This window comes from Acinetobacter sp. S54, assembly GCF_016624945.1.
Lineage (GTDB): Bacteria > Pseudomonadota > Gammaproteobacteria > Pseudomonadales > Moraxellaceae > Acinetobacter.
Genome location: NZ_JACVUI010000004.1, coordinates 217549 through 244264 on the forward strand (window position 1 = coordinate 217549; position 26716 = coordinate 244264).

Here is a 26716-nt window from a genome sequence, read left to right on the forward strand (position 1 = left end):
TTAAAAAATAAAAAACTCGCTTAGGCGAGTTTTTTTACATCTGCGAGTCGAGGTAGCTGTTGATCTTCTCCGACCATATAACAGCTATCTGCCAAGCTAAACATTTCTAAATCTTCATAGCTGTTGCCATAAGCGTATACATGGGCGTAATCATTGAGATGATAAGCGTTATGAATTCTGATTTTTTTCTGTTCAGAACTACAGTCGGGTGTAGAATATTCGCCCGTAATTATTCCATTAAGGATCTCAACTTGTGTACAGATCAGATCGATATTGAGAAGTTCACAAACTGGTTTTAAATATAAATCGATCGAAGCAGAAACCAAAACCACTTTATCGCCTTGTGACTGATGCTGTAATAGGCGCTGTAGCAATTGTGAATCTAGGCTTTTAAGCAAAGTCTTGGCATAGTCCTGCCCCAATTGTTGTAATTGTTCTGCTGAATTGCCTTTAAACATCGTGGTAAAAAGCTTGGCGCGCATGGCATCAGCGGGATAAAGTTTTAAATAATAGGCCTGAATCCACGGAAGAATCTTCAGACCCTTACGCATGATATGCCTTTTAGATAAAGTATAAAAAATAAAACCAGTGAAACTATCTTTAGTACAGAGTGTTCCATCAAAATCAAACAGGGCGAGATTTATATTTTTATTCGTTTCGCTCGTTGCATACATGTTTCATATCTTCCATTGACTCGGGAGGCAAACCAGTTGGTGTTGTAATCTCGACTTAATTTTGGTCCAGAAATAATGACTTGCGGCATGATGGCATAAATTGGTTCTTTACCAGTTTTTGCCTTATACAATTTTTTAACCGCTATATAAGTTTGGGTATCTTCAAAAGATTTCTCTTTCTCTTTTTTCAGGTCTGAGCGAATTTGCCGAGGTGTAACTAACACGTTATTTTGCGCAAAGACAGAGATAAGTTCTTTCTCAGATTGACTGAGTACAGCGCGGGGACTACCATCTTTATTGTAAAGCAGTAAATCGCCATCCAAATCCAGTTCTTTTGGTGTTAAATCATTTAGCATACTTTGAAAAGCCGCATTACGGCTAGAATACATACCAGAATTATAATCAGCAAATCGATAAATCGACTTATCATAATCGGCAGGATACATCATCAAACGATGGATACCGTAATATAAACCACCATATTGTGTATATAAATCGTCACGCAATTCATTGGTATTCATACGAGAACGTTTGTGATCCTGTGCGTAAGTAATCAAGACTTGCATAGAACCTAACGTAGTAATTGGATTCATTTTTTCGCCAATATCTTGCCCTACTAATTTGGCCGCTCCAGTTAAAGCACTGACATGATAATGACTCGCCATAAAATCAAAAATTTGACGATAAAGTAAATCCAGATCACGCTCCGTGCGGACTTTACGCATTTGGCTCATATAATTATTATCTGGAGACGGCTGATTTTTAAGGACATCCTCAAAATAACCTGCCACTTGACCGCCAATAGTGGTTCCTAATTTTTCTTCAAACTTTTCATTTAGACGTGTATTGACTTCCTTAACTGCTTTTTCACCTAGCCCAGGAACGACTGGGTCTGCAACGAAATTAGACTCTTGATCAACCACAGCAATAATGCTGCATACATTCTCTTTAGTTTTGGGAATACCTAATTTTCCCATAATATCATCGATATCATTTGCCCATGATTCACGGCCACTCACACGCGTAGGAATCACACGTTTAATTTGCTCAGCTTTAAATTCAGGTTCATCCTTATGCGACCACCAATTACCATCACCACATCCAGCCAACACCAGACTTAATACAATCGTGCTGAATGACTTTAGGTATAAACCAGATTTAAAGGGGGTATTCATGCAAACAAAGCACCCTGATAAAAAGATGAGCAATAAAACAGATGCAGTATACTATGTTGATCGAAAAATGCATGAATATTATGCATGTGGTGTTTTCTGATTTTAAATCAGCATTGTTTACTTTTTGAGTAATTAATTGATTTGAAATGGTTTTATTAAAGTTATTCAAATGCGTTGTTAAGGCTCTTTGTGTTTACATCTTCAATTTTGATCCTATTTAAGCCTTCATTTACTTTATTTAGCAGATGTATGAGCGTTACTGCATCATCAAAAGCAATTCCGTCCATGGCCTGATGATAAAAACTAAAAATTTGTTCCTGCAAATTTTCCCAGTTCTTATGTCCTAATGCGGTAAGTGCTACATTTTTTGCACGTCGATCCTGATGATCAATTAAGCGTTCAACAAAGCCATCACGTTCAAGACGTTTTAAGATAAGCGTCAAATTTTGACGACTTACCCCAAGATATTCAGTTAAATCGGAAAAGGACATTCCTGTTTTAGCATGAGGGCGTGATAAAGCACCGAGTACCGACCAGTGTACCGGCGAAATTCCAAGCTGGTTAAAACATTGTCGATCCAGAGAGTTTCCTACTTGGAATAACCTAAAAAACAATCGGTTATGAATTGAATATAAAGCTGGATCATACATTTTTTCTTGTGTGTTATTCATTCGCATCTCAAAGATCCTTACTTAGAGCATCATACCTGAATTAAAAGTGGGAATTCAAAAGATTCATGTGTGGGGCCTTTAAATCAAATTTTATAGAAAAATACTTACCGTCCGTCAGAGTTTTCCTAGATTTCAGAAACGTCAATTTCATTCCCTCGTAGTCACATGTTTATTTAACTGAATCAGTTGAATCTTATCCAATGGTATTTTTGACTAATCAAAAATATAAGTATTTTGGGATATTATGTAAATATGATGATTTAAAATAATTAATTATTATTTAAAATTCAATAAATTAAAATTTTTAAAATTTAATATATGTAAATGTATTGACATAAATCCGCCGAATAATTATGCTGAATTTATAACAAGGACAAAGGAAAGAAGATGAAAGGACTAAAAGACAAAGTCATTATCGTGACGGGCGGTGCAGGTGGAATTGGATCTGCTACTTGTAAACGTCTTGCGCAGGAAGGTGCAAAAGTTGCGGTATTTGATATGAATTTACAAGTTGCTGAATCTCTAGTGGCAGACATTCAAGCGAACCATGGACAAGCGGTTGCCGTACAGTGTGATATCACGAACCGTGAAGCTGTAGATCAAGCCGTACAAAAGACGCAGACTGAACTGGGTTCAATTGATGGTTTAGTGAATAACGCAGGTTGGGATGTTTTCAAGCCTTTTATCAAAACTAATGCAAATGAATGGGAACGACTGATTCAGATTAATCTGGTGGGTATGTTGAATATGCATCATGCAGTTCTACCCTTCATGATTGAAAAAAATGCAGGCCGTATTGTCAATATTGCATCGGATGCTGCACGTGTCGGCTCTTCAGGTGAAGCAGTATACGCCGCATGTAAGGGGGGGCTACTGTCTTTCTCCAAAACTCTGGCGAGAGAGCATTCACGTAATAATATTACTATTAATGTGATTTGTCCGGGACCAACAGACACGGCATTGTTGGCTGGTGTTACAGAAGGCGCATCTAATCCAGAAAAATTACGCGAAGCATTTACCCGTGCGATTCCATTAGGTCGTTTAGGGCAGCCTGACGATTTAGCCTCATCCATTGCTTTTTTCTTGAGTGATGATGCGAGCTTTATAACGGGACAAGTATTAAGTGTGTCGGGTGGCCTAACCATGAATGGTTAACACAATCAAGATTTGGATTGAGAAAAATTGAAAAGGAACAAATAAAATGAATTTTGAAGATATTTTATACGAAGTTAAAAATAGCGTGGCATGGATCACGATTAACCGCCCCGAAAAAATGAATGCTTTTCGTGGTCAGACTTGTGATGAAATTATTAAGGCTATGAATCGTGCAGGTTATGATCGAGAAGTGGGAGCTATTGTCTTAACAGGCGCGGGTGAAAAAGCATTTTGTACTGGTGGTGACCAGTCTGCACATGATGGTAACTACGACGGGCGCGGCACTATTGGCCTGCCAATGGAAGAGTTGCATAACTGTATTCGTGATGTTCCTAAACCCGTTATTGCTCGGGTACAAGGCTATGCGATTGGTGGTGGCAATGTATTGGCTACGATTTGTGATTTAACGATTTGTTCTGAAAAAGCAATTTTTGGTCAGGTTGGACCAAAGATGGGTTCGGTTGATCCTGGTTATGGTACGGCATTTCTTGCACGTGTAGTCGGTGAGAAAAAAGCTCGTGAAATCTGGTATATGTGCCGTCGTTATTCAGGTCCGGAAGCCGTTGAAATTGGTCTTGCCAATAAATGTGTTCCTGCCGAGCAATTAGATGCTGAAGTACAGGCGTGGGGCGAAGAACTTTGCCAACGTAGCCCTACTGCGCTAGCGATTGCCAAACGTAGTTTCAATATGGATACCGCACATCAGGCAGGGATTGCGGGTATGGGGATGTACGCGTTGAAATTGTATTACGACACAGAAGAGTCTCGTGAAGGCGTTAATGCGCTAAAAGAAAAACGTCAACCTGAATTCCGTAAATACTTTAAGTAAGGAGTGAACAAGATGAGTAAAAATCCTTATATTACGGAAGATTTGGAATTTTTGGCTGAAACTGCCGATAAATTTGCTCAAAAGTTTATTGCTCCCGGTTTTTTAGAACGAGATCAAAGCCGTGTGTTTGATCGGGATCTGGTCAAGAAGATGGGTGAAATGGGCTTTATTGCACCTGAATTACCTGAGCAATATGGCGGTCAGGGCATGGGGCGTCTGGCAGCAGGTGTGATTCATGAGGCCATTGCTAAGGCTGATTTAAGCTTCTCTTATGTTAATTTGCTGGCTTCTTTAAATGGTCAGATATTGGCAGAGCATGGAGATCCCGAAGTTGTACGCCCTTGGCTAGAAAAGCTCACTGCAGGTGAAGCGATTTTTGCCATTGGGTTAACTGAACCACGTGGTGGTTCGGATGCAGGAAATCTACGCTTAAAAATTGAACGTGATGGCAATGACTATATTTTGAATGGGGAAAAAACCTCCATCTCTGCAGCCGATCAAGCTGATGCATCTGTCATTTTTGGACGTACAGGTAGTATTGAGTCTGGCGCGCATGGTATCACCGCTTTATTAGTTCCGATGAACTTACCAGGCGTTAGTACGACACGTTTTGATTGTCATGGACAACGTGCGATTGGTCGTGGTTCGATTTTCTTTGATAATGTGCGTGTCCCAGTAAATCACCGTTTAGGCGAAGAAAATAAAGGTTTTGTACAAGTCATGCAAGGCTTTGATTTTTCTCGTGCTTTGATTGGTTTGCAAGTGTTGGCGGTTGCGCGTGTTTCACTGGATGAAGCCTGGGAATATGCTGCACAGCGTGAAGCTTTTGGCAAGCCTTTAACTGCTTTTCAGGGCGTCTCTCATCCTTTAGCTGATTATGAAACGCAGGTCGAAGCGGCCCGTTTACTTTGTCTGCAAACCTTGTGGCTTAAAGATCAGCATTTACCGCATACCTCAGAAGCCGGAATGTGTAAATGGTGGGGGCCAAAACTAGCTTATGACGTGGTACATCAATGTTTACTGACCTTTGGGCATGCTGGATATGACCGTGGTGTGATGGAACAACGTTTGCGTGATGTATTAGGGTTTCAGATTGGTGATGGGACAGCGCAAATCATGAAAACCATTATTGCCCGTCATAAAGCAGGACGCAAAGCCGTTCCGGCATAAGAGAATGATGCAGAATAGATTGTTCAATATTCAGAAGGAATATGTTTAGGTTTTGAATAAAGCTTAAATATATTGATATTGCGCAATCTTTAAAGCTTTAAATAATAACAAAGGATGAGAAGAATGGAGTTCGATACGGTTCTGATCCCGTCACGTCGGGATAAAATGCTAGAAAAAGGTTTTTGGTATAACAAAACAATTCTGGATTCATTGAATGAAGCGGTCAAATCTTTTCCAGATAAAACTGGGTTGATCAGTTTTAAAACAGTTGATCAATCTGAAACCCGTTTTAGCTATCGTGAAATATTGGAAGTTAGCAATAAAATTGCGTTAGGTCTTCAAGCGCTCGGTGTTAAAAAGCAGGATGTAGTCTCATGTCAGTTGCCAAATTGGTGGGAATTTTCATTGCTTTATATTGCTTGTCGACGCATTGGGGCCGTGCTTAATCCTTTAATGCCGATTTTTCGTGAGCGCGAATTGGAATTCATGCTTAAACATGCAGAGTCCAAAGTTTTTGTTGTTCCTCAAAAATTTCGTAATTTTGATCACGAAGCATTAGCCAATCAGCTTCAGAGCAAAATTCCAAGCTTGAAACATATCATCGTTGTAAACGGCGAAAATGCAAATAGTTATGAGAAGTTGCTGGTTAATCATAAGCTTGAAAATAATCAAGAAGCAGCAGAGCAGCTAAACAATATTCAGATTAACGCAGATGACGTTGCCCAGTTAATTTTTACCTCGGGTACAACAGGTGAACCCAAAGGCGTGATGCATACGGCCAATACTTTATTTGCCAATATCATTCCCTATGCACAGCGGTTACATCTGAATGAAAAGGACGTGATTCTCATGGCGTCTCCAATGGCGCATCAAACTGGCTTTATGTATGGTTTAATCATGCCGGTTGAACTGAAGGCAACAGTCGTTTTACAGGATATGTGGGACGTGCAGCAAGCCGCCAGATTAATTGAAAAACATCAAGTGACGTTTACGATGGCCTCTACACCATTTCTAAATGATTTGTCGAATTCAGATACACAGGCACATCGCCAACTGCAGTCTCTAAAAACTTTTCTGTGTGCTGGCGCGCCCATTCCGAGTCCATTGGTACAAAAGGCTAGAGAAAGTTTAGGAGTCAAAGTTATTTCTGCATGGGGAATGACTGAATGCGGGGCGGTTACCATGACCCGCCCAGAAGATGATGATGAGCGCTCTTTTAATACGGATGGTTTGCCACTGTCTGGAGTTGAAGTCAAAATTCTCGATGAGGATGGGATACAAAAACAAGCAAATGAAGCAGGACGTCTGGTCATTCGTAGTTGTTCAGGTTTTGCAGGCTATCTCAAACGTCCGCACTTGAATGATACAGATGCACAAGGCTGGTTTGAAACAGGCGATCTAGCCTATCAAGATGAGAAAGGGTATATCCGTATTTGTGGACGTAATAAAGACGTGATTATCCGCGGCGGAGAAAATATTCCGGTCGCAGAAATAGAATCTTTATTATATCAACATCCTGATATTGCTGTAGTCGCCTTGGTGGCTTATGCCGATGATCGGCTAGGTGAACGTGCTTGTGCCGTCATTAAGCTCAAAGAGCATCGGACATCCATCGAGTTAAAAGAAGTCAGTGATTTTTTGAAACAGCATAATCTGGCAATTCAATATATCCCTGAGCGTCTTGAAGTCTGGAATGAAATTCCAACCACACCTTCTGGAAAAATCCAGAAATTTAAACTGAGGGAAATGATTGCCACACAGGCACCGTCATTGAACTAATTTTTTTTAAAATTTCCTGAGTCTCTTATTAGGAAAATAAATACGGATTAAATCGGCACAGTTTTAAAACAAGAAGTTTTGAGATTGACGTATTTCTGTGCCTTAAAAATGGAGTTTGCTATGAAAAAGTCACGTAGTTTGATCTATCAGCATATAATTGGTTTGGGGGCGATCATGATTGCATTCCCTAGTCATGCCAAAAGTATGGAAGAACAACTGGCTGAATTGAAACAACAGATTCAGGCGTTGGAACTCAAAATGGAGCAACAAGCGCAACAACAAGAAAGTAAGGAAAATCAAACAAAATCAGCGCCATTGGATCTAAAACATATGGTGACCAAAGGTGGTGCAGAATTAGAATTATATGGAAATGTACGGGCAGATGGGACTTATCAAATGAAAGGCCCTAATACCATGTATAACTATATTAGCTCTGTGCCTTTGAAAGGATCTGAAAATGAAGGACATAACTCGGATAAGTTTCTAAGCACTTTAAATGCGACGCGTTTCGGATTCAATTTTACCACTCCAAATCTGGGCGCCCATCGCTTAGGTGGAAAAGTTGAGATGGATTTTTTTGGCGGGACAGGGCGAGATACTTTCCGTATCCGACATGCCTATTTAACGTATGACAAATGGTTAGTTGGTCAAACATGGTCAAACTTTAATGCAGTAGAATATTTTCCTGAAACTGTAGATGCATCTTTATCGGTGGGCGGTTCGCTGACACGTGTTTCACAAATTAAATATAGTTATCCTATTGATAAAAATATGAATCTGGCGGTAAGCCTAGAAGATCCAAAAGCTGAAACAGTGACTACATCTGGGACACAGGACTTTAAAACTGATCCAAATGCAAAATTAAAAATGCCTTCTGCTGTAGGTCGTTTAAATTATAAATTTGAGAATGGTTCTATAATTTCTGGGCGTGTATTTCTCACTCAAAAGGCAACTACTTTTGGCAATGGCGATGATTTTTTATCGTGGGGCGCGGCTTTAGGGGGGAAATATCAAATCACCGCGGATACATTACTTCGCTTTGACTATAATCATATTAAAGGTGATACCAAAAATGTGTTGTGGTCAAACTATGCGTATGTTTTTGATGCCAATGAAAAAATGAAACCAAATGAATTTGATACGCTTACTGTAGGACTTACTCACCAATTTACTCCAAAAATCCGTTCAACACTTGGTTTTGGTTATATGCTGGCAAATGATGACAATAGTTTCGCACAATTGGTACGCAATGACTCTACGCAAAATAAAGAACTAAAAGAAGGATGGATCAATATTTTTTACAACCCTGTAAAACCTGTCAATTTTGGACTTGAATATATGTATGGGGAACGTAAAACTTTTGCAGATCAAAAAGGGATAGATAACCGTGTGAATGTCACTGCAATTTATGATTTCTAAAATAAAAAGATGATATTGAATTAGTTTTTACAGGCAAAATGTTCAATATTTTATCCGATATCAGATTTAATCTTAAATAAAAACACAGTGTTAAATACTGTGTTTTTATTTTAATAAAACGCATTAAAAATGATGTTCGAGGTCAGGCGTTTTATTGATCATCTAAATTGGTTTTTTTCTCGATTAAAGTAAACCTTCAACAATACTAATCATGACTTCGGCGCAACCTTGACGTGCAGCTCTGGCTTTGGTGTATTCTTCCGAATGATAACAAGCTTGTGCAGTGGCCATATCGACAAACTCAATCACTACTTGTCGTTGGTAAACTGGCCCTTCCAAAATGATGGATTCGCCACCGCGAGCAAGAAATTTAGCGCCATACTTTTCAAAGGCTAAAGGAGCCAAAGCCATATATTGTTTATATTGTTCTAAATCATGGATGGTGACATGGGCAATCCAGTAAGCAGACATTGGTTTCCTTCCTTCGTGTAAAGTGGCTCGTAAATTTTTATTTAACAGGGAATTAACTGTTTAGAATCTTTTTCGCAACTGCCGCGGCTTCGGCAATATGCTCAGCGACTGCTTGTTTTGCTTTTTCAGGATCCTTATATAAATAAATTGCTTCACACATATTTTTAATGCGTTGATAACCTGAAATTTCACGTTGAGTTGATTTCATTGTCATCGCTCGAAGCCGGCTAATTCGACCATTCAAACGTTGTACTACCTCCCAGGCAATCTGGTGTTTAGCCGTTGTAAAAATAGTTTCGTACAATTTTGCCGAGGTTGAAATAATCAAATTAATATCATCATGAGCAAAAGCTTGCTCAAGTTCTGACAGCAATTCTTTAAGGGTATTACTGGTTTGTTCGGTGAGATTTTTGGTGCAATCTGCAACGGCACTTTGCTCTAATAAGAGTCGAATCTCGTAGATTTGAGACGCAATTTCCCAATTAAGTAGGGAAACAATTGGGCCTTTATTGGGCAAAATTTCCACCAACCCTTCTGCTTCAAGATAGCGAATTACTTCACGCACTACAGAGCGACTAACTCCTAGTTCTTCACATAGCGTTCTTTCAACCAGCCTTTTGCCTGAAGGAAAGTAACCCGTAATAATGGCATTTCGGACTTTCCCTAAGCAGAGTTCGCGTAGGGTAACGGGCGGATTTTCAATTTTAAGATTCATAAATAACTAATTCATTCCCAATTTCATTATGCAATTTTTGTTACATCTCTTTTATCTAAAAAGAGCATAGCAAACTCTTGCTTTTTTTTCATTATGTATTATGGTATACCATAATACAAGTTGAAGATAAATTCACCCGCAAGGAAATGCCATGAATCTAATCCGTAAAACAGTACTTCACGTTGAAACGACTTATGTCGATGGCGGTAAAGAAGCATCAAAACCTTTAAAAATGGTCGCAGCAGCTGCGGTTATTAAAAACCCGTGGGCAGGTCAGGGGTATGTTGAAAACTTGACTCCTGAAATCCGTCGTATTGCACCTATTTTAAGTGAGCATTTAACCAAACTGATTATTGATGAAATTGGTTCAGGTGAGGCCGTTGAAGCATTTGGTAAATGTGCAGTGGTCGGTTTGGATGGTGAACTTGAACATGCCTCTGCATTAATTCACACCTTACATTTTGGTAATACCTACCGCAGTGCAGTGGGTGCGAAATCTTATCTGGCCTTTAATAATACGCGCGGCCCTGCGAATGCACCGATTTTTATTCCAATGATGGATAAAAATGACGAAGGACGTCGTTCTCATTATTTAACCTTACAGTTTGCAATTCCAGATGCACCTGCGGCAGATGAGCTAGTGGTGGTGATTGGTGCAGCAACTGGTGGTCGTCCTCATCATCGTATTGGTGACCGTTATCAGGATTTAAAGGAATTAGGTCATGATCTCGAAAACCCAGCAGCTGTCAAATAATCGTATCGCTCATTATTTTGAGCAGGGTAACGGCGAACCGTTAGTGCTGATTCATGGTGTGGGTATGCAGGCGGAAGCATGGTATCCACAAATTGAATATTTCTCCAAACATTACCGGGTGATTTCTGTCGATATGCCAGGTCATGGGCAAAGTACTAAACTGGCTGACGATGCTCAATTACAGGATTTTGTAAACTGGGCAATTGAATTCATTACTGCCCTAAATATAGGGGCTGTAAATTTGGCAGGCCATTCTATGGGGTCGCTAATTACCACGGGTGTCAGTGCTACTCGTCCAGATTTGGTCAAAAGAATGGCGGTGCTCAATGGTGTGTATAAACGTACCTCAGAGGCCAAAGATGCAGTCATTCAAAGAGCTGAAGAGTTAAAAACAGGTCATATTGATATTGAAACACCATTACAACGCTGGTTTGGTGACCGTGAGATTGAACGTCAGGCTGCACTTAAAGTGAAGTCATGGTTAGAAAATGTTGACATGTCTGGTTATGCAACAGCTTATTCAGCCTTTGCAAAAGGTGATGCAATTTATGCAGATGAATGGGCCAGAATCGCCTGTCCAGCCCTAATCTTAACAGGGACAGGAGATCCGAACTCTACTGCTGAAATGGCGGTTAAAATGGCAAATCAGGCTCTCCATGGTAAAGCAGTCGTGATTGAAAATGAGCGACATATGGTGAATTTGACTGCACCCGATCAAGTAAATCGTGCCATGCAAGCGTGGTTAGAAACCAGCATTTAGATGGTTACACATTCATTGATGAAGGAATATGAAAATGAGCGAAATGGAAAGTGTCAATAAAATACGTGAACTACGTGATGCCTTTGGATCATTTATGACAGGCGTAACGGTAGTCACTACGTGTAAAGATGATGGAACACCATTAGGTTTTACAGCCAACTCTTTTGCTTCGGTGTCTTTGGACCCAGCCTTGCTTCTGGTAAGCATTGCCAAGACATCAAGCAATTATGACAATTTTGCCCATGCGTCACACTTTGCGATTAACATTTTGGCGGAAGAGCAAAAAGATGTTTCCAATACTTTTGCTCGACCAAGTGATGACCGCTTTGCCAATTTTGCATGGTCGAAAAGTGAAAATCAGAATCCGTTAATTGATGGTGTGAGCGCATGGTTTGATTGCACTACTTATCAAATAGTTGATGCGGGTGACCATGCGATTCTAATTGGAAAAGTAGAAAATTTTGCTTCAGCAGGTTTTGCGGGTCTGGGGTATTACCGTGGCGCATATTTTACACCAGCAAAATCATCTACCGATGTCATTTCAAGTATGAAAGTCATGATGATGGCGCTTATTGGGCACGAAAATCAGATTTTGCTTGAACAGACTTCAGATCAAAAATGGACTCTACCACATTTGGTTGTAGATAAAGATGGTGCAGAAAAAGCGCTGGAAAAAATCTTTGCTGCTTATCAACCTGAAGCTTCGCCGAGCTTTATTTATTCCGTCTATGATGATGTGACCACTCAACAACAATATATCGCATTCTTATGTAACACCCCTGTTCCAACCGCACATAAAGGTCAATTTGTCGATTTAAATGATCTTGAAAAGCTTACGTTTGTTGATAGCGCTTTGCAAAGCATGTTAATGCGTTATCGTAAAGAAAATTATCTAAAAACCTATGGTGTTTATTACGGTAATCAAACCAGCGGTACGGTTCGTCAAATTGTTAAAGAGGAAGTTTAACCATGCGTTTTTCATTATTTGTACACATGGAACGTGTTTCTGATCAGCAAACGCAGAAACAGCTTTATGATGAAATGATCGAGCTTTGTCAGATTGCCGACCGTGGCGGTATGCATGCAATCTGGACAGGTGAGCATCATGCTATGAATTTTACCATTGCACCTAATCCATTTATTAATTTGGTTGATATTGCCAACAAAACTCAACATGTGCGTTTGGGTACTGGAACAGTAGTTGCACCTTTTTGGCATCCGATCAAATTGGCTGGTGAAGCAGCCATGACAGATATTATTACCAATGGCCGTCTGGATATCGGGATTGCACGTGGTGCGTACTCATTTGAATATGAACGCATGGTTCCGGGCATGGATGCTTGGAGTGCGGGACAGCGTTTACGTGAAATGATTCCAGCCATTAAAAATTTGTGGAAAGGTGATTACGAACATAACGGTGAGTTTTGGCAATTTCCAAAAACGACCTCTGCACCGCAACCTCTACAACAACCGTATCCTCCAATCTGGGTCGCGGCACGTGATCCAAACAGCCATGAATTTGCAGTACAAAATGGCTGTAATGTACAAGTTACTCCATTGCATTTTGGTGATGACGAAGTTGAAAAATTGATGGGACACTTTAATGCGGCGTGTGAGAAGTTTGCTGATGTGCCACGTCCTGAAATCATGTTACTGCGTCATACTTATGTTGCGGATAGTGAAGAAGATGCCCAATTGGCTGCGGATGAAATAAATGTGTTCTACAATTATTTCGGAGCATGGTTTAAAAACGAGCGCGAAATTAGTCAGGGTTTAATTGCACCGTTAAGCGAAGATGAAATTGCCGCACATCCATTTTATAGCGCAGAAGCTATGCGTAAAAATAATGTGATCGGGCAGTCGCAGGAAGTTATAGATCGCTTAAAAGCATATGAAGCAATGGGTTATAACGAATATTCATTCTGGATTGATACAGGCATGAGCTTTGAACGTAAAAAAGCCTCATTAGAACGTATGATCAATGAAGTGATGCCCGCATTTGCATAGGAGAGAAGACATGACTTCTCAATTCCAGTTGTACATTAATGGTCAGTTTGAAGATGGTGCTGCACAATTTGACAGTATCAATCCAGCAACAGGCCAAGTTTGGGCAAAAATGCCCGAAGCACGTAGAGATGAAGTAAATCGTGCTGTAAATGCCGCTTCACAAGCAATGCAAAATGCTGCATGGACTGGTTTAACTGCGTCTCAACGGGGTAAATTGCTGTATAAACTCGCAGATTTAATCGAAAAAGCTGCACCAGAACTGGCTCAGTATGAAACCAGTGATACGGGCAAAATCATTCGTGAAACTTCCAGTCAAATTGCGTATGTGGCGGAATACTATCGCTACTATGCAGGAATTGCAGATAAGCTTGAAGGAAGTTATTTACCGATCGACAAGCCAGATATGCAAGCATGGACCATCCGTGAACCTGTAGGTGTCGTTGCGGCGATTGTTCCTTGGAACAGTCAATTATTTTTGTCTGCGGTCAAAGTTGGGCCGGCACTCGCTGCGGGTTGTAGCGTGGTCCTAAAAGCTTCGGAAGAAGGCCCAGCTCCTTTACTTGCCTTTGCTCGTCTGGTACATCAAGCTGGTTTTCCTGCCGGTGTCGTGAATGTCATCACTGGTTTTGGTCCAGAATGTGGCGCGGTGCTGAGTAGTCATCCAGATGTAGCGCATGTGGCATTTACAGGTGGCCCTGAAACTGCACGTCATATCGTACGTAATTCAGCAAATAATCTTGCCAAAGTGTCGCTTGAACTAGGTGGAAAGTCTCCATTTATCGTATTTGCAGATGCAGACCTACAAAGCGCCGTCAATGCACAGGTCGCTGCAATCTTTGCAGCCACTGGACAAAGTTGTGTCGCGGGTTCGCGTTTATTGATTGAAGCGAGTATCAAAGATGAGTTTGTGCAGCGTTTAGTTGAACGAGTACAAAGCATTAAGATTGGTTTACCTGATGATATGTCAACTGAATATGGCCCCCTATGTACATTACGCCAACGCGAAAAAATTGAACAGGTGGTGGCAAATTCTATTCAGCAAGGTGCAAAATTGCTTACAGGTGGTAAATCACTAGATCGACAAGGCTATTACTATCCGCCAACGATTCTGGACTGTAGTGAGGTGCCTCATGCGGACTGCGTCATGACCGAATTATTTGGACCAGTGCTGTCAGTCGTAAGTTTTGAAACTGAAGCCGAAGCGATCGAGAAAGCCAATAACACTCCTTATGGGCTTGCTGCTGGCGTATTTACCAATAATTTAAGTCGCGCGCATCGTATGACCAAAGCGATTCAGTCAGGGATTGTTTGGTTAAATACTTACCGCGCGGTGTCACCACTTGCACCTTTTGGTGGTCATGGTTTGTCTGGCCATGGTCGCGAGGGCGGAGCGGATGCGGTGCTGGACTATACCACTACCAAAACGGTGTGGTTACGTACTTCAGATCAACCGATTGATGATCCCTTTGTGATGCGATAACGCATCGTGAAGGAAAAGGAACTCTGGTTTTAAGTTCAGGGATGAATCTATAAAGATATTGAATTTTAGCGTTCTATAAATTGAATCGTGGTTTAAAAAGATGGTTATTGTTGGGCCTTTAAAATGCACCGACCATATTCACTTTATCTTTTTTTGCCATTTATTTCCCGAAATTGCTAAAAGCCAGTGTGTAAGAGTTAAAAAAATAGAGATCAGGTCATCTGGATATGGCGCTGATCGGGCAGGTTGCAAGACCTAAGTTTACTCTCACTAATACTGATATTGAGGAAAATGAATTCCTCAAAGAGAGATTAAGGATATGAGCCAAAATGAAAAAAATGCTTTCGCCATAGAAAGTCATTCAATTGATTATGTTGATCCAACAGAACGTCATGGGAAAGTGCGGGATCTATTTACCCTCTGGTTCTGTACCAACATTGCGCCACTCGCTGTAATTACAGGTGCAATGTCGATGTTGACCTTTAATTTAAGTCTGATCAGTGCTTTAGTGGCTATTTGCTGCGGGCATTTCTTTGGCGCGGCTATTCTGGCCCTGACGTCTGCACAAGGGCCACAAGTGGGCATTCCACAAATGATACAAAGTCGCGCACAGTTTGGGCGTTACGGTGCATTATTGGTGGTGTTGTTTACTACTCTGATTTACCTCGGTTTCTTTATTTCTAATATTATTTTGTCTGGCAAAACACTGCATACAGTGGTTCCCGCTATTCCTGTTCCCACTGCTACAGTGATTGGAGCTATTGCAGCAACCACCATTGGTATTGTTGGTTATCACCTGATTCATAAGTTTAACAAGATTGGCACGTGGTTTATGGGAGGCTCCTTGCTGATCGGATTGATGATCATGATTCCACATATCAATGCTGATGTTTTGGCAAAAGGCTCTTTCAATCTGAAAGGTTGGTTTGCGATGTTTGGCCTATGTGCAGTATGGCAAATTAGTTTCTCACCTTATACCTCTGATTATTCTAGATATTTGCCAAAAAGCATTGGAATTTATAAGCCTTTTATTTATACCTATTTGGGTGCATCACTTGGAACTATCTTCGCGATGAGTTTCGGTACGGTGGCGGTAAGTATTGGATCTAGCACAGATGCAATGGAAGCTGTTAAATCAGGTACAGGCGTATTTGGTTATATCCTGATGATTTTATTTTTATGCAACATCATTGGTCATAATGCCATGAATCTGTATGGTGCGGTTTTATCCTGTATTACCTCGATTCAGACGTTTGCTGGAAAATGGATGCCAAGTAAAAATGTGCGCATTACGCTGTCTATTGTTGTATTAATTCTTGCGACATTTACTGCGCTTTGGGCTTCAAGCAATTTCATTAGCTTTTTCCTAAATGTCATTTTCGCCTTATTGTTTATTTTGGTGCCTTGGGTGTCTATTAATCTTTTAGATTTCTATGTCGTTAATAAGAAATCTTATGATATTCAATCCATTTTTGCTCAGGATGGTGGTATTTATGGAAAATTTAATGCTAAAGCACTCATCGCTTATTTTATTGGAATTGTGGTGCAAATCCCATTTCTAACCAATGCATTTTTCACTGGGCCTTTCGCCACTATGATTCCAGATGTGGATATTTCATGGGTGATCGGCTTGGTGGTAAGTTTTGTTGTGTACTACCTCTTTAATCTAGGAAAGATTAAATGTAGCTCTCCCGCATTAAATACCAATGCACAACTTTAAACATGACAAGAAAGGATTCAGTTCATGAATAGAAGTAATTTACAACTTACACTCGCTTCAATATTTATGGCGATTAATACACCTAGTTTTGCCGGGATTAGTTTTGGTGATAGCAACAGTGACTCGGGTCAATTAACTGTATCCGGCTATGTTCGAGGAAATTACCAGCTTAAGCATTATGGCGAAGATGCGGATGATCAGAAAATTCGTTTTGATGCGGCGCAACTTAAACTCGATTATGCACGGGGTGATTTATTTGGTCACGCAGAATACCGTTGTTACCAATATGAAAAGCTATGTGATTTTTCCTCTATGATTGATGCTTATATGGGCTACCATCTGAATAAAACAGATCAGGTTGTAGTAGGCATGCAGCCTATTCCATTTGGTCCTGGACGATTTTGGGGAAATAGCTTATATGGCAGCATGAATACCACTGCTGGTCTGGAAGATGTACATAATCTTGGTGTCAACTATCATGCTGAATTAGCGACTGCAACCAAATTTGATATTGGATATTTTGCGATTGATGGGGGACATTATTCAGGTCAGTATACCCCTGATTCGGGACGTTACACAGCTAACTATGTTCGCTCTGATGATCCAACTCAAACGGATCTGGAAGAAAAGAATATGTGGGTTGGGCGTATTGCACAGGATATTCCACTTGGTGTCGATGGATTAAATACGCAAATCGGTGCTTCTTACTGGATATCAGATATTGACAATAAAATCACAGATGAAACAGGTCGACGTAAGGCATGGGCCGTGTTTGCTAAAGCCAATTATGATCAATTCAATGTGACCTTTACGGGCGGTAAAAATCAGGTCGATAACAAAGATCTAAGACATCCCGAAGCGTCTTTAATGGGTTCTTATGATAGTGAATATCAAGTCGCCAATGATGCTAATTACTACACCATAGATGCGGGTTACACATTTAAGAATATCGGCAACATTGGTAATATTACCCCTTATATCATGCATAGTCGTTATAACAAAGACATGGATGGAGCAAAGGATTCTACGCGTAATATTTTAGGTGTCAGTATTGACCATAAGCAACTGTCATTGGTGGCTGAATATATTATGGGTAAAAATGATCCGTTTATTGGTGGAACCTCAACGTCTTTGGCACAAGGTGATGATGGTAAATGGAACAAATTACTGAATTTAACTTTGTTCTATTACTTCTAAAAGCGTTTTATAACATTCGGAAACCGAAAATTTTTTTCAGTAATTTTTTGGTATGCCATAATACAAAGAGTTTAGCCATTGCTGAGAAAATGGCTAAATCAGATCAAAAATTACATCATCAATCATTTTGAAATGACAAAAATGGTTGTATCTGTACACAAAGGTGATTTATGCAACTCAATCAAATGCCCCTATTTCACCAGCAAGCCTTCGTTGCTGGACAATGGTGTAATGCCGATAATCAACAAACTTCTGATATTTATAATCCAGCAACACAAGAAATCATTGGCACTGTACCCAATATGGGAAAAGCCGAAGCGCAACGCGCAATTCAGGCCGCAGTTCATGGCTGGGATGCATGGAAAAATAAAACTGCTAAAGATCGCTCTATTATTTTAAAAAAATGGTTTGATCTGATGGTACAGCATGCAGATGAATTGGCATTTATTCTCACCAGTGAACAGGGTAAACCACTTGCTGAGGCGAGAGGGGAAATTCTCTATGCAGCCAGTTTTATTGAATGGTTTGCTGAAGAAGCCAAGCGTGTTTATGGTGATGTTATTCCGAGTCCTTATCCAGATGCGCGGATCATGGTCACTAAACAACCCATTGGCGTGGTTGCTGCAATTACGCCGTGGAATTTCCCTGCGGCTATGATTACACGTAAAGTGGGGCCTGCATTGGCAGCAGGTTGTCCATGTATTGTGAAGCCTGCACCTGAAACTCCATTTACTGCTTTGGCATTGGTTGATCTAGCAATACAGGCTGGGGTGCCCGCAGAAATTTTTAGTGTAATTACAGGGGATGCCATCAGCATTGGTGATGCCATTTTTGAAAGTGACGATGTACGTAAATTTACCTTTACTGGTTCTACACCTGTAGGCAAATTATTGTATCAACGTTCCGCGCAAACCCTAAAAAAGGTTTCTCTGGAATTAGGTGGTAATGCACCATTTATTGTGTTTGATGATGCGGATTTAGGCGCTGCAATAGATGGGGCGTTGATTGCAAAATATCGAAATGCAGGACAAACCTGTGTTTGTGTCAACCGATTTTTGGTTCAGGCAGGTATCTACGAGAAATTTATAACTGCATTAAAAGAAAAAGTAGCGGCATTTGCTATTGGTAATGGCTTGGAGCAGGGCAATGAGATTGGCCCATTGATTAATGAAAATGCAGTGAAAAAAGTTGAGGCACATGTGGCCGATGCGTTAACCAAATCCGCACGTTTGATCACAGGTGGTCAGCGCCATACCGCTGGAAATCTATTTTATCAACCTACGATTATTGCTGATGTTACCTCAGAAATGGATGTTGCCACGCAAGAAACATTTGGCCCTTTAGCTGCGATTTTCAAATTTGACACTGAACAACAAGCGATTGAAATGGCGAATGCAACTGAATTTGGTTTGGCTGCTTATTGTTACACACAAGATTTAGGGCGTGCTTGGCGCATGAGCGAACAACTGGAATACGGTATGGTCGCGATCAATAAAGGTTTAATTTCCAATGAAGTTGCTCCATTTGGTGGGATCAAATCTTCAGGTTTGGGGCGTGAAGGTTCAAAATACGGTATGGAGGATTATCTAGAAATTAAATACACCTTATTTGGAGGCATTTAAATGAACAACGAACAATTTGAAAAAGGTCTAGCGATTCGCAAGCAAGTGCTGGGTGAGGAATACGTCAATAATTCCATTAACAATGCCGATGACTTTAATTTGCCTTTGCAGGAACTGGTGACGGAATATTGTTGGGGGGCAGTTTGGGGGCGTGAAGAGTTGAGTAAGCCTGAACGCAGTTTGATTAATCTTGCCATGATTTCTGCTCTTAATCGCCCACATGAACTTAAATTGCATGTTAAAGGTGCATTACGTAACGGCGTGCCTAAAGAAAAAATTCGTGAAGTATTATTACAAGTTGCGATTTACTGCGGCGTACCGGCGGCAGTTGATAGCTTTCGTATTGCCAAGGAAGCGATCAAAGAATATGAGCAAGAAAATATCGAATAGCGGGTTATCGTTTGGACCCATGCGATATTTAAATATATATTCAGTATGTGCAATGATATCTATCGTTTCTATGCATGATTGAGTTTGTTATATTTCTTTACCCACAAATAGCGTGAAAGTTTGTGGGTAAAGCTAACTCCATATTCAGATTAAATAGATTTTTAAACTGATCAGCCATCGTGTTTATTACCTATGGCCGAATTTCTATTAAGCTATTCAATATATAAAAATTATTATATTTTATAAATCAATATCTTATATTTATTTGGTCTTACAATATTGCTTTGGCTATTGGGAAATTTATCTTCAGCTTCATCAGTCTATTATTGAATCAAATTTTTAAGATTTCTTGAGACCTATTGAGTAGATCGGTTTAGAAGCCGAGGATTTGTTGCAAATTTTTTAGTGTGAGACATTTGGATGAATGTTTTATACTTAAGCAAATACTGATGTCGCTTATCTTAGATCCTGATTTTGCTCCCTCATGGGTTTTACCGACAGCATTGGTATAAGGTGTAATTGCTCGTATAATATTAGCACCCACCAAAAAAATGGGTGCAGATATAGCTTCTTAAACCCATAAGACTAGTCAATACCCTGTGAAAGTATGACTGAAGATGGAAAAGTGAAAATTGAGTAAAAACCCAGTAATTACAGAATTATTTGATTCATCAAAACGTACTCAAATCTGGGTCGCTCCAATGGCGGGCGTCACTGACCGCCCATTTAGAATGCTATGTAAATATTTTGGCGCTGGCCATGCAGTTAGCGAAATGATGACAGCAGACAAAACGCTGCGAATGACTAAAAAAAGCCTATACCGCGCTAATTTTGATGGAGAACTTGCACCCATTTCGGCACAAATTGCAGGGTCTGACCCTGAGCAGCTTGCTGAAGCGGCCCGTTATCAGGTCGAAAATGGTGCACAAATCGTTGATATTAATATGGGATGCCCCGCTAAGAAAGTCTGTAATAAACTTGCAGGTTCAGCATTATTGCAAGACGAAGATCTGGTGGCCCGTATTTTAGATACCGTGGTGGCCGCAGTCGATGTTCCTGTGACGCTAAAAACACGACTTGGTTTTTTAAATGGTCATGAAAACATTCTAAAAGTTGCCGAACGCGCTGAACAAGCGGGTATTGCAGCATTGGCTTTGCATGGTCGAACTCGTGAAGATATGTATTTAAATACAGCACGTTATGATTTAATTAAAGAAGTAAAAGGGCTTTTAAGCATTCCTGTGATTGCCAATGGCGATATTGATTGCCCAGAAAAGGCTAAATTTGTGCTGGATTATACAGGCGCTGATGCCATTATGATTGGTCGTGCAGCACAGGGTCGTCCATGGATTTTCCGGGAAATTGCACACTATTTAAAAACAGGTGAACATATGCCTGCCCCTGATATTGCGGAAGTGAAACAGGTGTTGTTAGGTCATTTGAATGAACTCTATCAATTTTATGGAGAATATTCAGGTTGTCGCATTGCACGTAAACATATTGCCTGGTACACCAAAGGCTTACGTTCAAGTAACGAGTTTCGGCAAAATATGTATAAAGTCGAAAGTACACATGAACAGGCTCAGGTGGTTGAAGCCTTTTTTAATCAATTGCTTGATCAAGGACAGTTGATGAGTGATGTACAAGTTGAACATGTGGATTTATTAGCGATTAGCTAGGGCTTAGCTTACTCACACATTTCCAAAACCAGTTGATTGATCAAGTCTCTTGCTTCTATTTCACGAATTTGCGCGACATTACTGCCTGCCCAAAATGCCCCAAATCCATGATCGCCCATTTGATTCGCAACCGCATGTAACTGTTTTGCAAGGTCGTAAGTATAGGGGTAGGCAGGTACAGATGGACGTTCAGGATGGTCAATCTGTGTGTGCCAATGATTAATAATGCCGCGTGCAGGTCTGCCAGAAATACTCGACGTAATTTGAGTAAGTGGCTGATTCAAAAGTGCCTGACGATAAGCTGCATTCGCATTTGATGTTTTACATTGCACAAAAGCTGTGCCTAATTGAACAGCCTGTGCGCCCAAATTCATAAGTTGTTTAGCTTGGCGACCATTCATAATACCGCCAGCTGCGATCACAGGCTTTTTACAATGCTGATTAATGAGTTGCACAAGATCAGCCGTTCTCACTGCGCCATCCATATCAGCATTAAATATTCCACGATGCCCACCTGCTTCGATGCCCTGTGCAATAATTATGTCAATTCCCGCAGCTTCAATCGCTTTGGCTTCGGTCAAATTAGTGGCTGAAACTAAAGTTATGATTCCGCTATTTTTTAAGGCTTGTATCTGATGTGTAGATGGAATACCAAAATGAAAGCTGGCTGCTTTAGGTTGAGTTTCTAATATCAGATTTAAAAAATCATCATTATCCAAGAAGCTTGGATAAATACAATCAAGTGCTTGAGGTGGCGTTGCATTAAAACGCTCGAATTCTGGTTTTAGATAGTTGATCCAGCATTGGGCTTCTTGCTCATTTAAAACTTGAGGTTGGTGGCAAAAGAAATTCACCTGAAATGGAGCGTCTGTAAGTGCTTGTGTCTGGAGTATTTGTTCTCTAGCAGAGCTCAAGTTACTTGCTCCTAAACCCAAAGAACCTAATCCACCAGAGTTAGATACTTCGGCTGCGAGTTCAGGGGTGGAGACACCGGCCATGGGTGCTAATAGAATAGGATGTTTAATTTCAAGTTGCTGTAAAATTGACATATTCTCATGAACCCGATGTTTTTTATCACCATAGCCTGAATTGTTGAAAAGATGCAAATAATGTTGGTTATTTAGTTGTTAAATACAGGATGTACATTTGAATTACATTTATCACGACATATCATGTCGTTTTAATCTGGGTAAATATTCAGTCAGGCCTATATTTTTTATACTATATTTTGTATAGCTAAACTAAGGTGAGGTCGATACTCATGTCTGATCGTATCCGCGAAAAACTGCAAATTTTAGCTGATGCTGCCAAATATGATGTGTCGTGTTCATCTAGTGGTAGTAATCGGCAAAATAAAGATAAAGGGCTGGGCAATACGGGTTCAGGGATTTGTCATTCCTATACCGAAGATGGTCGCTGCGTTTCTTTACTTAAAATTTTATTCAGTAATGTCTGTATTTTTGATTGTGCTTATTGTGTTTCGCGCCGTTCTAATGACATTCAGCGTGCCGCATTTACGGTACAGGAAGTGGTTGATCTGACCATTAATTTTTATCGACGCAACTATATTGAAGGTTTGTTTTTAAGCTCAGGTATTTTTAAATCCGCTGACCATACCATGGAGCGTATGTTGCAAGTGGTGAAAAAACTACGTCTGGAAGAAAATTTTAATGGTTATATTCATTTAAAAACGATTCCAGGAGCCTCGCCTGAATTGATTACTGAGGCAGGTTTATATGCTGATCGTATGAGTATTAATCTGGAAATGCCTACAGAAGCAGGATTAAAACGTTTTGCCCCCGAAAAGACACATGCTGAAGTGCAAAAAGATTTGGGAATTGTTCGAGATCGTTTGATACAGTTTAAGGATGAACGCAAATTGATTCGTACTGTACCCAAGTTTGTCCCAGCAGGGCAAACCACGCAAATGGTGGTCGGTGCAGCCAGCGAAACTGATTATGAGGTGATGATGATGGCGGATCATCATTACAAGGAATTTAAACTCAAACGTGTCTATTATTCGGGTTATATTCCAATCAATGAACAAGAAAAAGCTTTACCTGCCATTGGTTCAGCGCCCCCATTACTGCGTGAAAATCGGTTGTATCAGTCCGACTGGTTAATGCGTTTTTATGGTTTTGCTGCCGATGAAATTGTAAATCCACAGCACCCCAATCTCGATTTGGACATTGATCCCAAACTGAGCTGGGCACTTCGTCATCCAGAACAATTTCCTGTCGATTTAAATCAGGCAGATTATAAAATGATTTTACGTGTTCCTGGTATTGGTGTGAAATCAGCCAAAAAGATTGTACAAGCGCGACGCTTTGGGGCATTACGAATCGATCAATTGAAACGCATGGGTGTGGCTTATAGTCGAGCTCAGCATTTTATTCGTTGTGTTGACACGCCACAATTCCAACGAGATCTACAACCCCATCAAGTTCGCCAGCAAATTTTACAATCAGGACAATCTAAATATACGAAACAGATTTCACCACAATTAGGTTTTGGCTTTTAGCCTGATGATTTTTAATGTATTGATGCAATGATCATTTATCAGTTTGATGGGAGTATGACAGGACTCTTAAGTTGTATTTTTAGGGCATTCCAATTTAAAGAGTTTGAGGTGCAATTGGCGCTTGAGCATCAGGTGCAGGATTCGCTTTTTGCAGAAAGTATTGTGGTTTCAAATCATGAGCAGCAAGCGCTGAGGGTATGGACGGGCTTGAGTCGAAAGCTTTCACCAGAAGGGCTAAAGCGTTTTTATTATACGTTTTTATCTGAACAATTAATTGCGTTTCAGCATTTGTTTAATTTTGCTGTGTATGTATTCCAAAGTTCATTTTCCGTTGAAAAAAATTATGGACATGCTGACGTACTTGCTGTTTCTCAATGGACAAAGCAAGTGGGACGTGAAAAACATCGTATGGAAGCCTTTGTTCGTTTTAAGAAAACACAGGAAGGTTTGTTTATTAGCTTGGTACGTCCAGATTTTAATGTATTACCGTTGATTGAAAGACATTTTAAGGCACGTTATCAGGATCAAAAATGGCTGATTTATGATGAAAAACGCCATTATGGTATTTTTTATGATTTAAACCAAACGCATCAGATTGAACTGGATGCCTCTTATATTGATAGAAATATCAATAATGGTTTTAGTCAGGAGTTTTGTCTGGCATTGGATGAAAACGAAGCTTTGTATGACCAACTGTGGAAAGACTATTTTAAAAGTGTCAATATCGATGCGCGTAACAATATTAAATTGCATATTCAATATGTTCCGAAACGCTATTGGCGTTATATGAATGAAAAAATCCTGTAATTGGTTCAACGGGTTTTGACTTAACGGAAACATTCTTCAAACGATCCTTTCCGCAGTAGAATTTTCCATGAAAAGCTTGTTTATAAAAAATACAAGGACATAGTTTGCAACCCAATATTATAGTCTGACTAAATACTACATTGGGCCGACATGGAACAGTGAGCCAATCCAAGTCGAAAAAGCCATTGCCAAAATACCCCACACTGTAATCCGTAGGCTACCTTTCCAAAGAGAAGTACCAGCAAAATAACTAGATAATGCTCCCATTAAACTCAAGGAAATAATTCCTACAATAAGCACAATTTTTGATACAAGTTGTTCAGGGCTAAACAAGATCGCAAGCATGGGACATAACGCACCCAGTGAAAATGATAACGCTGAGGATAATGCAGCCTGTATAGGTCGGGCAGCAGTTTGTTCGGTTATTCCAATTTCATCACGGGCATGTGCTTCCAAGGCATCTTTTTCAGTAAGCTGAAGGGCGACTTCTTTGGCCAGTTCAGGCGATAACCCACGACGAATGTAAATGATCGTAAGTTCTTCCAATTCTAAATGTGGGTGTTGTTCAAGTAAATTTGCTTCAAACTTTAAATCTGCATGTTCAATATCTTTTTGGGACTGTACTGAAACATATTCACCCGCAGCCATTGAGGTTGCACCTGAAATCAAGCCTGCCAAACAAGCAATAAATAAAGTATGCGTACTTGCTCCACTGGCAGCCATTCCCATCACCAGACTAGTAACGGAAATAATGCCATCATTAGCGCCTAAAACAGACGCACGAAGCCAGCCAGTACGTTGAATAAAATGGGGTTCATCATGATGGGAATACGACATAAATCGCCTAAAAGTATACTTTTATATTTTGCCAACAAGCATGCTGAATTGACAGGAAAAAAGCAAGAAAATCATCGAGCGCCTTGTATATTTAATAGTTAGAAACGTAGAGTCGAGTGATGGGATTCAGATTAAAAAACTTCATTTTCAAAAAATGTTTTTTAGTGATTTTAAAGTTTAGCTATTTTTAGATGTTTATTTAAAGATCAATATTGCTGCATAATTCTTCTAGTCCCATTTATTAACTTGAATGCATTTTAAATAAGTTAAATCTTTTACCTTTAAAAACTTGTTTTTACAATAAACTCGTATTCCAACAACATAAATTAAAAAAAATGCAGTCTTTTCGTTTTAGAGTAGATAGAGCTTTTTATAACAATATTACAGGAATAATTATGTCTCTCGAAAAAGTAGTCTATCGTGCCAAAGCTAAGGCAACAGGTGGTCGAGATGGTCAAGTGGTTTCTTCAGACGGTGTTCTCAATGTAAAGCTCGGTGTTCCTAAAGAGATGGGTGGAGCAGGGGGTGCAGTAACCAATCCAGAGCAACTCTTTGCGGGTGGTTATTCTGCTTGTTTTCTAGGCGCGTTAAAGTTCGTTGCTCATCGCGATAAAATAAAGATTCCAGCAGATGCTTATATCGAAGGTGAAGTGGGCATCGGACCTATTCCTACAGGTTTCGGCATTGAAGCTAAATTGAATATTCATTTAGAAGGAATGGATGAAGAAGAGGCAAAAAAACTGGTGGATGCAGCACATATTGTATGCCCGTATTCAAACGCGACGCGTGGAAATATTGATGTTGATCTAAATGTTATTGTCTAGTCAGACTATATATTTTGATTAGAATCACAATTTGTTGCTTGGCAATGGTTATTCATACAC

General features: G+C 40.1%; 25 protein-coding genes. 18 read left to right on the forward strand and 7 right to left on the reverse strand.

Annotated features, from left to right (window positions below):
* Positions 1-20: 20 nt before the first annotated feature.
* From IAE20_RS09185 to IAE20_RS09195, 3 genes are all read right to left on the reverse strand, one after another.
* The gene (locus tag IAE20_RS09185; RefSeq protein WP_200460329.1) at positions 21-674 is read right to left on the reverse strand and encodes an HAD-IB family hydrolase; all 654 of its coding nucleotides are present in this window, start codon (positions 672-674) and stop codon (positions 21-23) included.
* Complete coding sequence (locus IAE20_RS09190; protein ID WP_200460328.1) at positions 641-1849, reverse strand: DUF1615 domain-containing protein; 1209 nt, start codon at positions 1847-1849, stop codon at positions 641-643. Before IAE20_RS09190 ends, IAE20_RS09185 begins: the two co-directional genes overlap by 34 nt.
* Positions 1850-2010: 161 nt before the next feature.
* The gene (locus IAE20_RS09195; protein WP_200460492.1) at positions 2011-2520 is read right to left on the reverse strand and encodes a MarR family winged helix-turn-helix transcriptional regulator; all 510 of its coding nucleotides are present in this window, start codon (positions 2518-2520) and stop codon (positions 2011-2013) included.
* Between the two features lie 387 nt (positions 2521-2907).
* Here IAE20_RS09195 and IAE20_RS09200 point away from each other — a divergent pair, with 387 nt between their 5' ends.
* The 5 genes from IAE20_RS09200 (at position 2908) to IAE20_RS09220 (ending at position 8872) form a co-directional block, all read left to right on the forward strand.
* Positions 2908-3675: a glucose 1-dehydrogenase gene (locus tag IAE20_RS09200; protein ID WP_200460327.1), complete on the forward strand. Its 768-nt coding sequence runs from the start codon at positions 2908-2910 to the stop codon at positions 3673-3675.
* Positions 3676-3721: 46 nt separating this feature from the next.
* A complete protein-coding gene (badI, locus tag IAE20_RS09205) occupies positions 3722-4504 on the forward strand; it encodes a 2-ketocyclohexanecarboxyl-CoA hydrolase (RefSeq protein ID WP_200482177.1) in 783 nt (260 codons plus the stop codon).
* 12 nt (positions 4505-4516) lie between these two features.
* Positions 4517-5674, forward strand: coding sequence for a cyclohexanecarboxyl-CoA dehydrogenase (aliB, locus tag IAE20_RS09210; RefSeq protein WP_200482176.1), 1158 nt, complete (start codon positions 4517-4519; stop codon positions 5672-5674).
* Between the two features lie 123 nt (positions 5675-5797).
* On the forward strand, positions 5798-7453 hold the full coding sequence (aliA, locus tag IAE20_RS09215) for a cyclohexanecarboxylate-CoA ligase (protein WP_200482175.1): 1656 nt from the start codon (positions 5798-5800) through the stop codon (positions 7451-7453).
* 120 nt (positions 7454-7573) lie between these two features.
* A complete protein-coding gene (locus IAE20_RS09220) occupies positions 7574-8872 on the forward strand; it encodes a DcaP family trimeric outer membrane transporter (protein ID WP_200482174.1) in 1299 nt (432 codons plus the stop codon).
* Positions 8873-9055: 183 nt separating this feature from the next.
* Here IAE20_RS09220 and IAE20_RS09225 read toward each other — a convergent pair whose 3' ends face one another.
* Both IAE20_RS09225 and IAE20_RS09230 read right to left on the reverse strand, forming a co-directional pair.
* Positions 9056-9343 (reverse strand): DUF1330 domain-containing protein, encoded by a 288-nt coding sequence (locus tag IAE20_RS09225; RefSeq protein WP_200460322.1) that lies wholly within the window; start codon positions 9341-9343, stop codon positions 9056-9058.
* A 52-nt stretch (positions 9344-9395) separates the two neighbouring features.
* Positions 9396-10058 (reverse strand): GntR family transcriptional regulator, encoded by a 663-nt coding sequence (locus IAE20_RS09230; protein ID WP_200460321.1) that lies wholly within the window; start codon positions 10056-10058, stop codon positions 9396-9398.
* A 151-nt stretch (positions 10059-10209) separates the two neighbouring features.
* Between IAE20_RS09230 and IAE20_RS09235 the strand changes: the two genes are divergently transcribed.
* From IAE20_RS09235 to dusB, 10 genes are all read left to right on the forward strand, one after another.
* Complete coding sequence (locus IAE20_RS09235) at positions 10210-10812, forward strand: amino acid synthesis family protein (protein WP_200460320.1); 603 nt, start codon at positions 10210-10212, stop codon at positions 10810-10812.
* Positions 10781-11572: an alpha/beta fold hydrolase gene (locus IAE20_RS09240; protein ID WP_200460319.1), complete on the forward strand. Its 792-nt coding sequence runs from the start codon at positions 10781-10783 to the stop codon at positions 11570-11572. The genes IAE20_RS09235 and IAE20_RS09240 overlap by 32 nt, the downstream gene beginning before the upstream one ends.
* A gap of 34 nt (positions 11573-11606) precedes the next feature.
* Complete coding sequence (gene tgnA / locus IAE20_RS09245; protein WP_200482173.1) at positions 11607-12539, forward strand: flavin-dependent trigonelline monooxygenase reductase component; 933 nt, start codon at positions 11607-11609, stop codon at positions 12537-12539.
* A 2-nt stretch (positions 12540-12541) separates the two neighbouring features.
* Entirely contained in the window at positions 12542-13579 is a 1038-nt protein-coding gene (gene tgnB, locus IAE20_RS09250; RefSeq protein WP_200460317.1) for a flavin-dependent trigonelline monooxygenase oxygenase component, read from the forward strand.
* 10 nt (positions 13580-13589) lie between these two features.
* The gene (tgnC, locus tag IAE20_RS09255; protein ID WP_200482172.1) at positions 13590-15059 is read left to right on the forward strand and encodes a (Z)-2-((N-methylformamido)methylene)-5-hydroxybutyrolactone dehydrogenase; all 1470 of its coding nucleotides are present in this window, start codon (positions 13590-13592) and stop codon (positions 15057-15059) included.
* A 319-nt stretch (positions 15060-15378) separates the two neighbouring features.
* Positions 15379-16779, forward strand: a complete 1401-nt coding sequence (locus tag IAE20_RS09260) for a purine-cytosine permease family protein (protein ID WP_200482171.1) — start codon at positions 15379-15381, stop codon at positions 16777-16779.
* A 24-nt stretch (positions 16780-16803) separates the two neighbouring features.
* Positions 16804-17976: a hypothetical protein gene (locus IAE20_RS09265; RefSeq protein ID WP_200482170.1), complete on the forward strand. Its 1173-nt coding sequence runs from the start codon at positions 16804-16806 to the stop codon at positions 17974-17976.
* 170 nt (positions 17977-18146) lie between these two features.
* Positions 18147-19598 (forward strand): NAD-dependent succinate-semialdehyde dehydrogenase, encoded by a 1452-nt coding sequence (locus IAE20_RS09270; RefSeq protein ID WP_200482169.1) that lies wholly within the window; start codon positions 18147-18149, stop codon positions 19596-19598.
* Positions 19599-19988 (forward strand): carboxymuconolactone decarboxylase family protein, encoded by a 390-nt coding sequence (locus IAE20_RS09275; protein WP_200482168.1) that lies wholly within the window; start codon positions 19599-19601, stop codon positions 19986-19988.
* A gap of 686 nt (positions 19989-20674) precedes the next feature.
* The gene (gene dusB, locus IAE20_RS09280; protein ID WP_320159394.1) at positions 20675-21667 is read left to right on the forward strand and encodes a tRNA dihydrouridine synthase DusB; all 993 of its coding nucleotides are present in this window, start codon (positions 20675-20677) and stop codon (positions 21665-21667) included.
* A gap of 8 nt (positions 21668-21675) precedes the next feature.
* Here dusB and IAE20_RS09285 read toward each other — a convergent pair whose 3' ends face one another.
* Positions 21676-22773, reverse strand: a complete 1098-nt coding sequence (locus tag IAE20_RS09285; protein ID WP_413784490.1) for an NAD(P)H-dependent flavin oxidoreductase — start codon at positions 22771-22773, stop codon at positions 21676-21678.
* Between the two features lie 155 nt (positions 22774-22928).
* Between IAE20_RS09285 and IAE20_RS09290 the strand changes: the two genes are divergently transcribed.
* Complete coding sequence (locus IAE20_RS09290) at positions 22929-24188, forward strand: putative DNA modification/repair radical SAM protein (protein WP_200482165.1); 1260 nt, start codon at positions 22929-22931, stop codon at positions 24186-24188.
* A gap of 27 nt (positions 24189-24215) precedes the next feature.
* Positions 24216-24995 (forward strand): TIGR03915 family putative DNA repair protein, encoded by a 780-nt coding sequence (locus IAE20_RS09295; protein WP_200482164.1) that lies wholly within the window; start codon positions 24216-24218, stop codon positions 24993-24995.
* 135 nt (positions 24996-25130) lie between these two features.
* On the opposite strand, the gene IAE20_RS09300 is transcribed toward IAE20_RS09295, so the two are convergent.
* Positions 25131-25832, reverse strand: coding sequence for a VIT family protein (locus IAE20_RS09300; protein ID WP_200482163.1), 702 nt, complete (start codon positions 25830-25832; stop codon positions 25131-25133).
* Between the two features lie 395 nt (positions 25833-26227).
* On the opposite strand from IAE20_RS09300, the gene IAE20_RS09305 reads away from it, so the two are divergent.
* Positions 26228-26656 (forward strand): organic hydroperoxide resistance protein, encoded by a 429-nt coding sequence (locus IAE20_RS09305; protein WP_200482162.1) that lies wholly within the window; start codon positions 26228-26230, stop codon positions 26654-26656.
* Positions 26657-26716 lie beyond the last annotated feature (60 nt).

Coding starts and splice junctions, on each gene's coding strand:
- IAE20_RS09295 (WP_200482164.1), top strand. CDS start 24,216: ATGATCATTTATCAGTTTGATGGGAGTATGACAGGACTCTTAAGTTGT.
- IAE20_RS09300 (WP_200482163.1), bottom strand. CDS start 25,832: ATGTCGTATTCCCATCATGATGAACCCCATTTTATTCAACGTACTGGC.
- IAE20_RS09290 (WP_200482165.1), top strand. CDS start 22,929: ATGTCTGATCGTATCCGCGAAAAACTGCAAATTTTAGCTGATGCTGCC.
- IAE20_RS09265 (WP_200482170.1), top strand. CDS start 16,804: ATGAATAGAAGTAATTTACAACTTACACTCGCTTCAATATTTATGGCG.
- IAE20_RS09235 (WP_200460320.1), top strand. CDS start 10,210: ATGAATCTAATCCGTAAAACAGTACTTCACGTTGAAACGACTTATGTC.
- badI (WP_200482177.1), top strand. CDS start 3,722: ATGAATTTTGAAGATATTTTATACGAAGTTAAAAATAGCGTGGCATGG.
- IAE20_RS09220 (WP_200482174.1), top strand. CDS start 7,574: ATGAAAAAGTCACGTAGTTTGATCTATCAGCATATAATTGGTTTGGGG.
- aliB (WP_200482176.1), top strand. CDS start 4,517: ATGAGTAAAAATCCTTATATTACGGAAGATTTGGAATTTTTGGCTGAA.
- IAE20_RS09230 (WP_200460321.1), bottom strand. CDS start 10,058: ATGAATCTTAAAATTGAAAATCCGCCCGTTACCCTACGCGAACTCTGC.
- tgnC (WP_200482172.1), top strand. CDS start 13,590: ATGACTTCTCAATTCCAGTTGTACATTAATGGTCAGTTTGAAGATGGT.
- IAE20_RS09190 (WP_200460328.1), bottom strand. CDS start 1,849: ATGAATACCCCCTTTAAATCTGGTTTATACCTAAAGTCATTCAGCACG.
- tgnB (WP_200460317.1), top strand. CDS start 12,542: ATGCGTTTTTCATTATTTGTACACATGGAACGTGTTTCTGATCAGCAA.
- IAE20_RS09260 (WP_200482171.1), top strand. CDS start 15,379: ATGAGCCAAAATGAAAAAAATGCTTTCGCCATAGAAAGTCATTCAATT.
- IAE20_RS09195 (WP_200460492.1), bottom strand. CDS start 2,520: ATGAATAACACACAAGAAAAAATGTATGATCCAGCTTTATATTCAATT.
- IAE20_RS09225 (WP_200460322.1), bottom strand. CDS start 9,343: ATGTCTGCTTACTGGATTGCCCATGTCACCATCCATGATTTAGAACAA.
- IAE20_RS09275 (WP_200482168.1), top strand. CDS start 19,599: ATGAACAACGAACAATTTGAAAAAGGTCTAGCGATTCGCAAGCAAGTG.
- IAE20_RS09200 (WP_200460327.1), top strand. CDS start 2,908: ATGAAAGGACTAAAAGACAAAGTCATTATCGTGACGGGCGGTGCAGGT.
- tgnA (WP_200482173.1), top strand. CDS start 11,607: ATGAGCGAAATGGAAAGTGTCAATAAAATACGTGAACTACGTGATGCC.
- IAE20_RS09270 (WP_200482169.1), top strand. CDS start 18,147: ATGCAACTCAATCAAATGCCCCTATTTCACCAGCAAGCCTTCGTTGCT.
- IAE20_RS09185 (WP_200460329.1), bottom strand. CDS start 674: ATGTATGCAACGAGCGAAACGAATAAAAATATAAATCTCGCCCTGTTT.
- IAE20_RS09240 (WP_200460319.1), top strand. CDS start 10,781: ATGATCTCGAAAACCCAGCAGCTGTCAAATAATCGTATCGCTCATTAT.
- IAE20_RS09305 (WP_200482162.1), top strand. CDS start 26,228: ATGTCTCTCGAAAAAGTAGTCTATCGTGCCAAAGCTAAGGCAACAGGT.
- aliA (WP_200482175.1), top strand. CDS start 5,798: ATGGAGTTCGATACGGTTCTGATCCCGTCACGTCGGGATAAAATGCTA.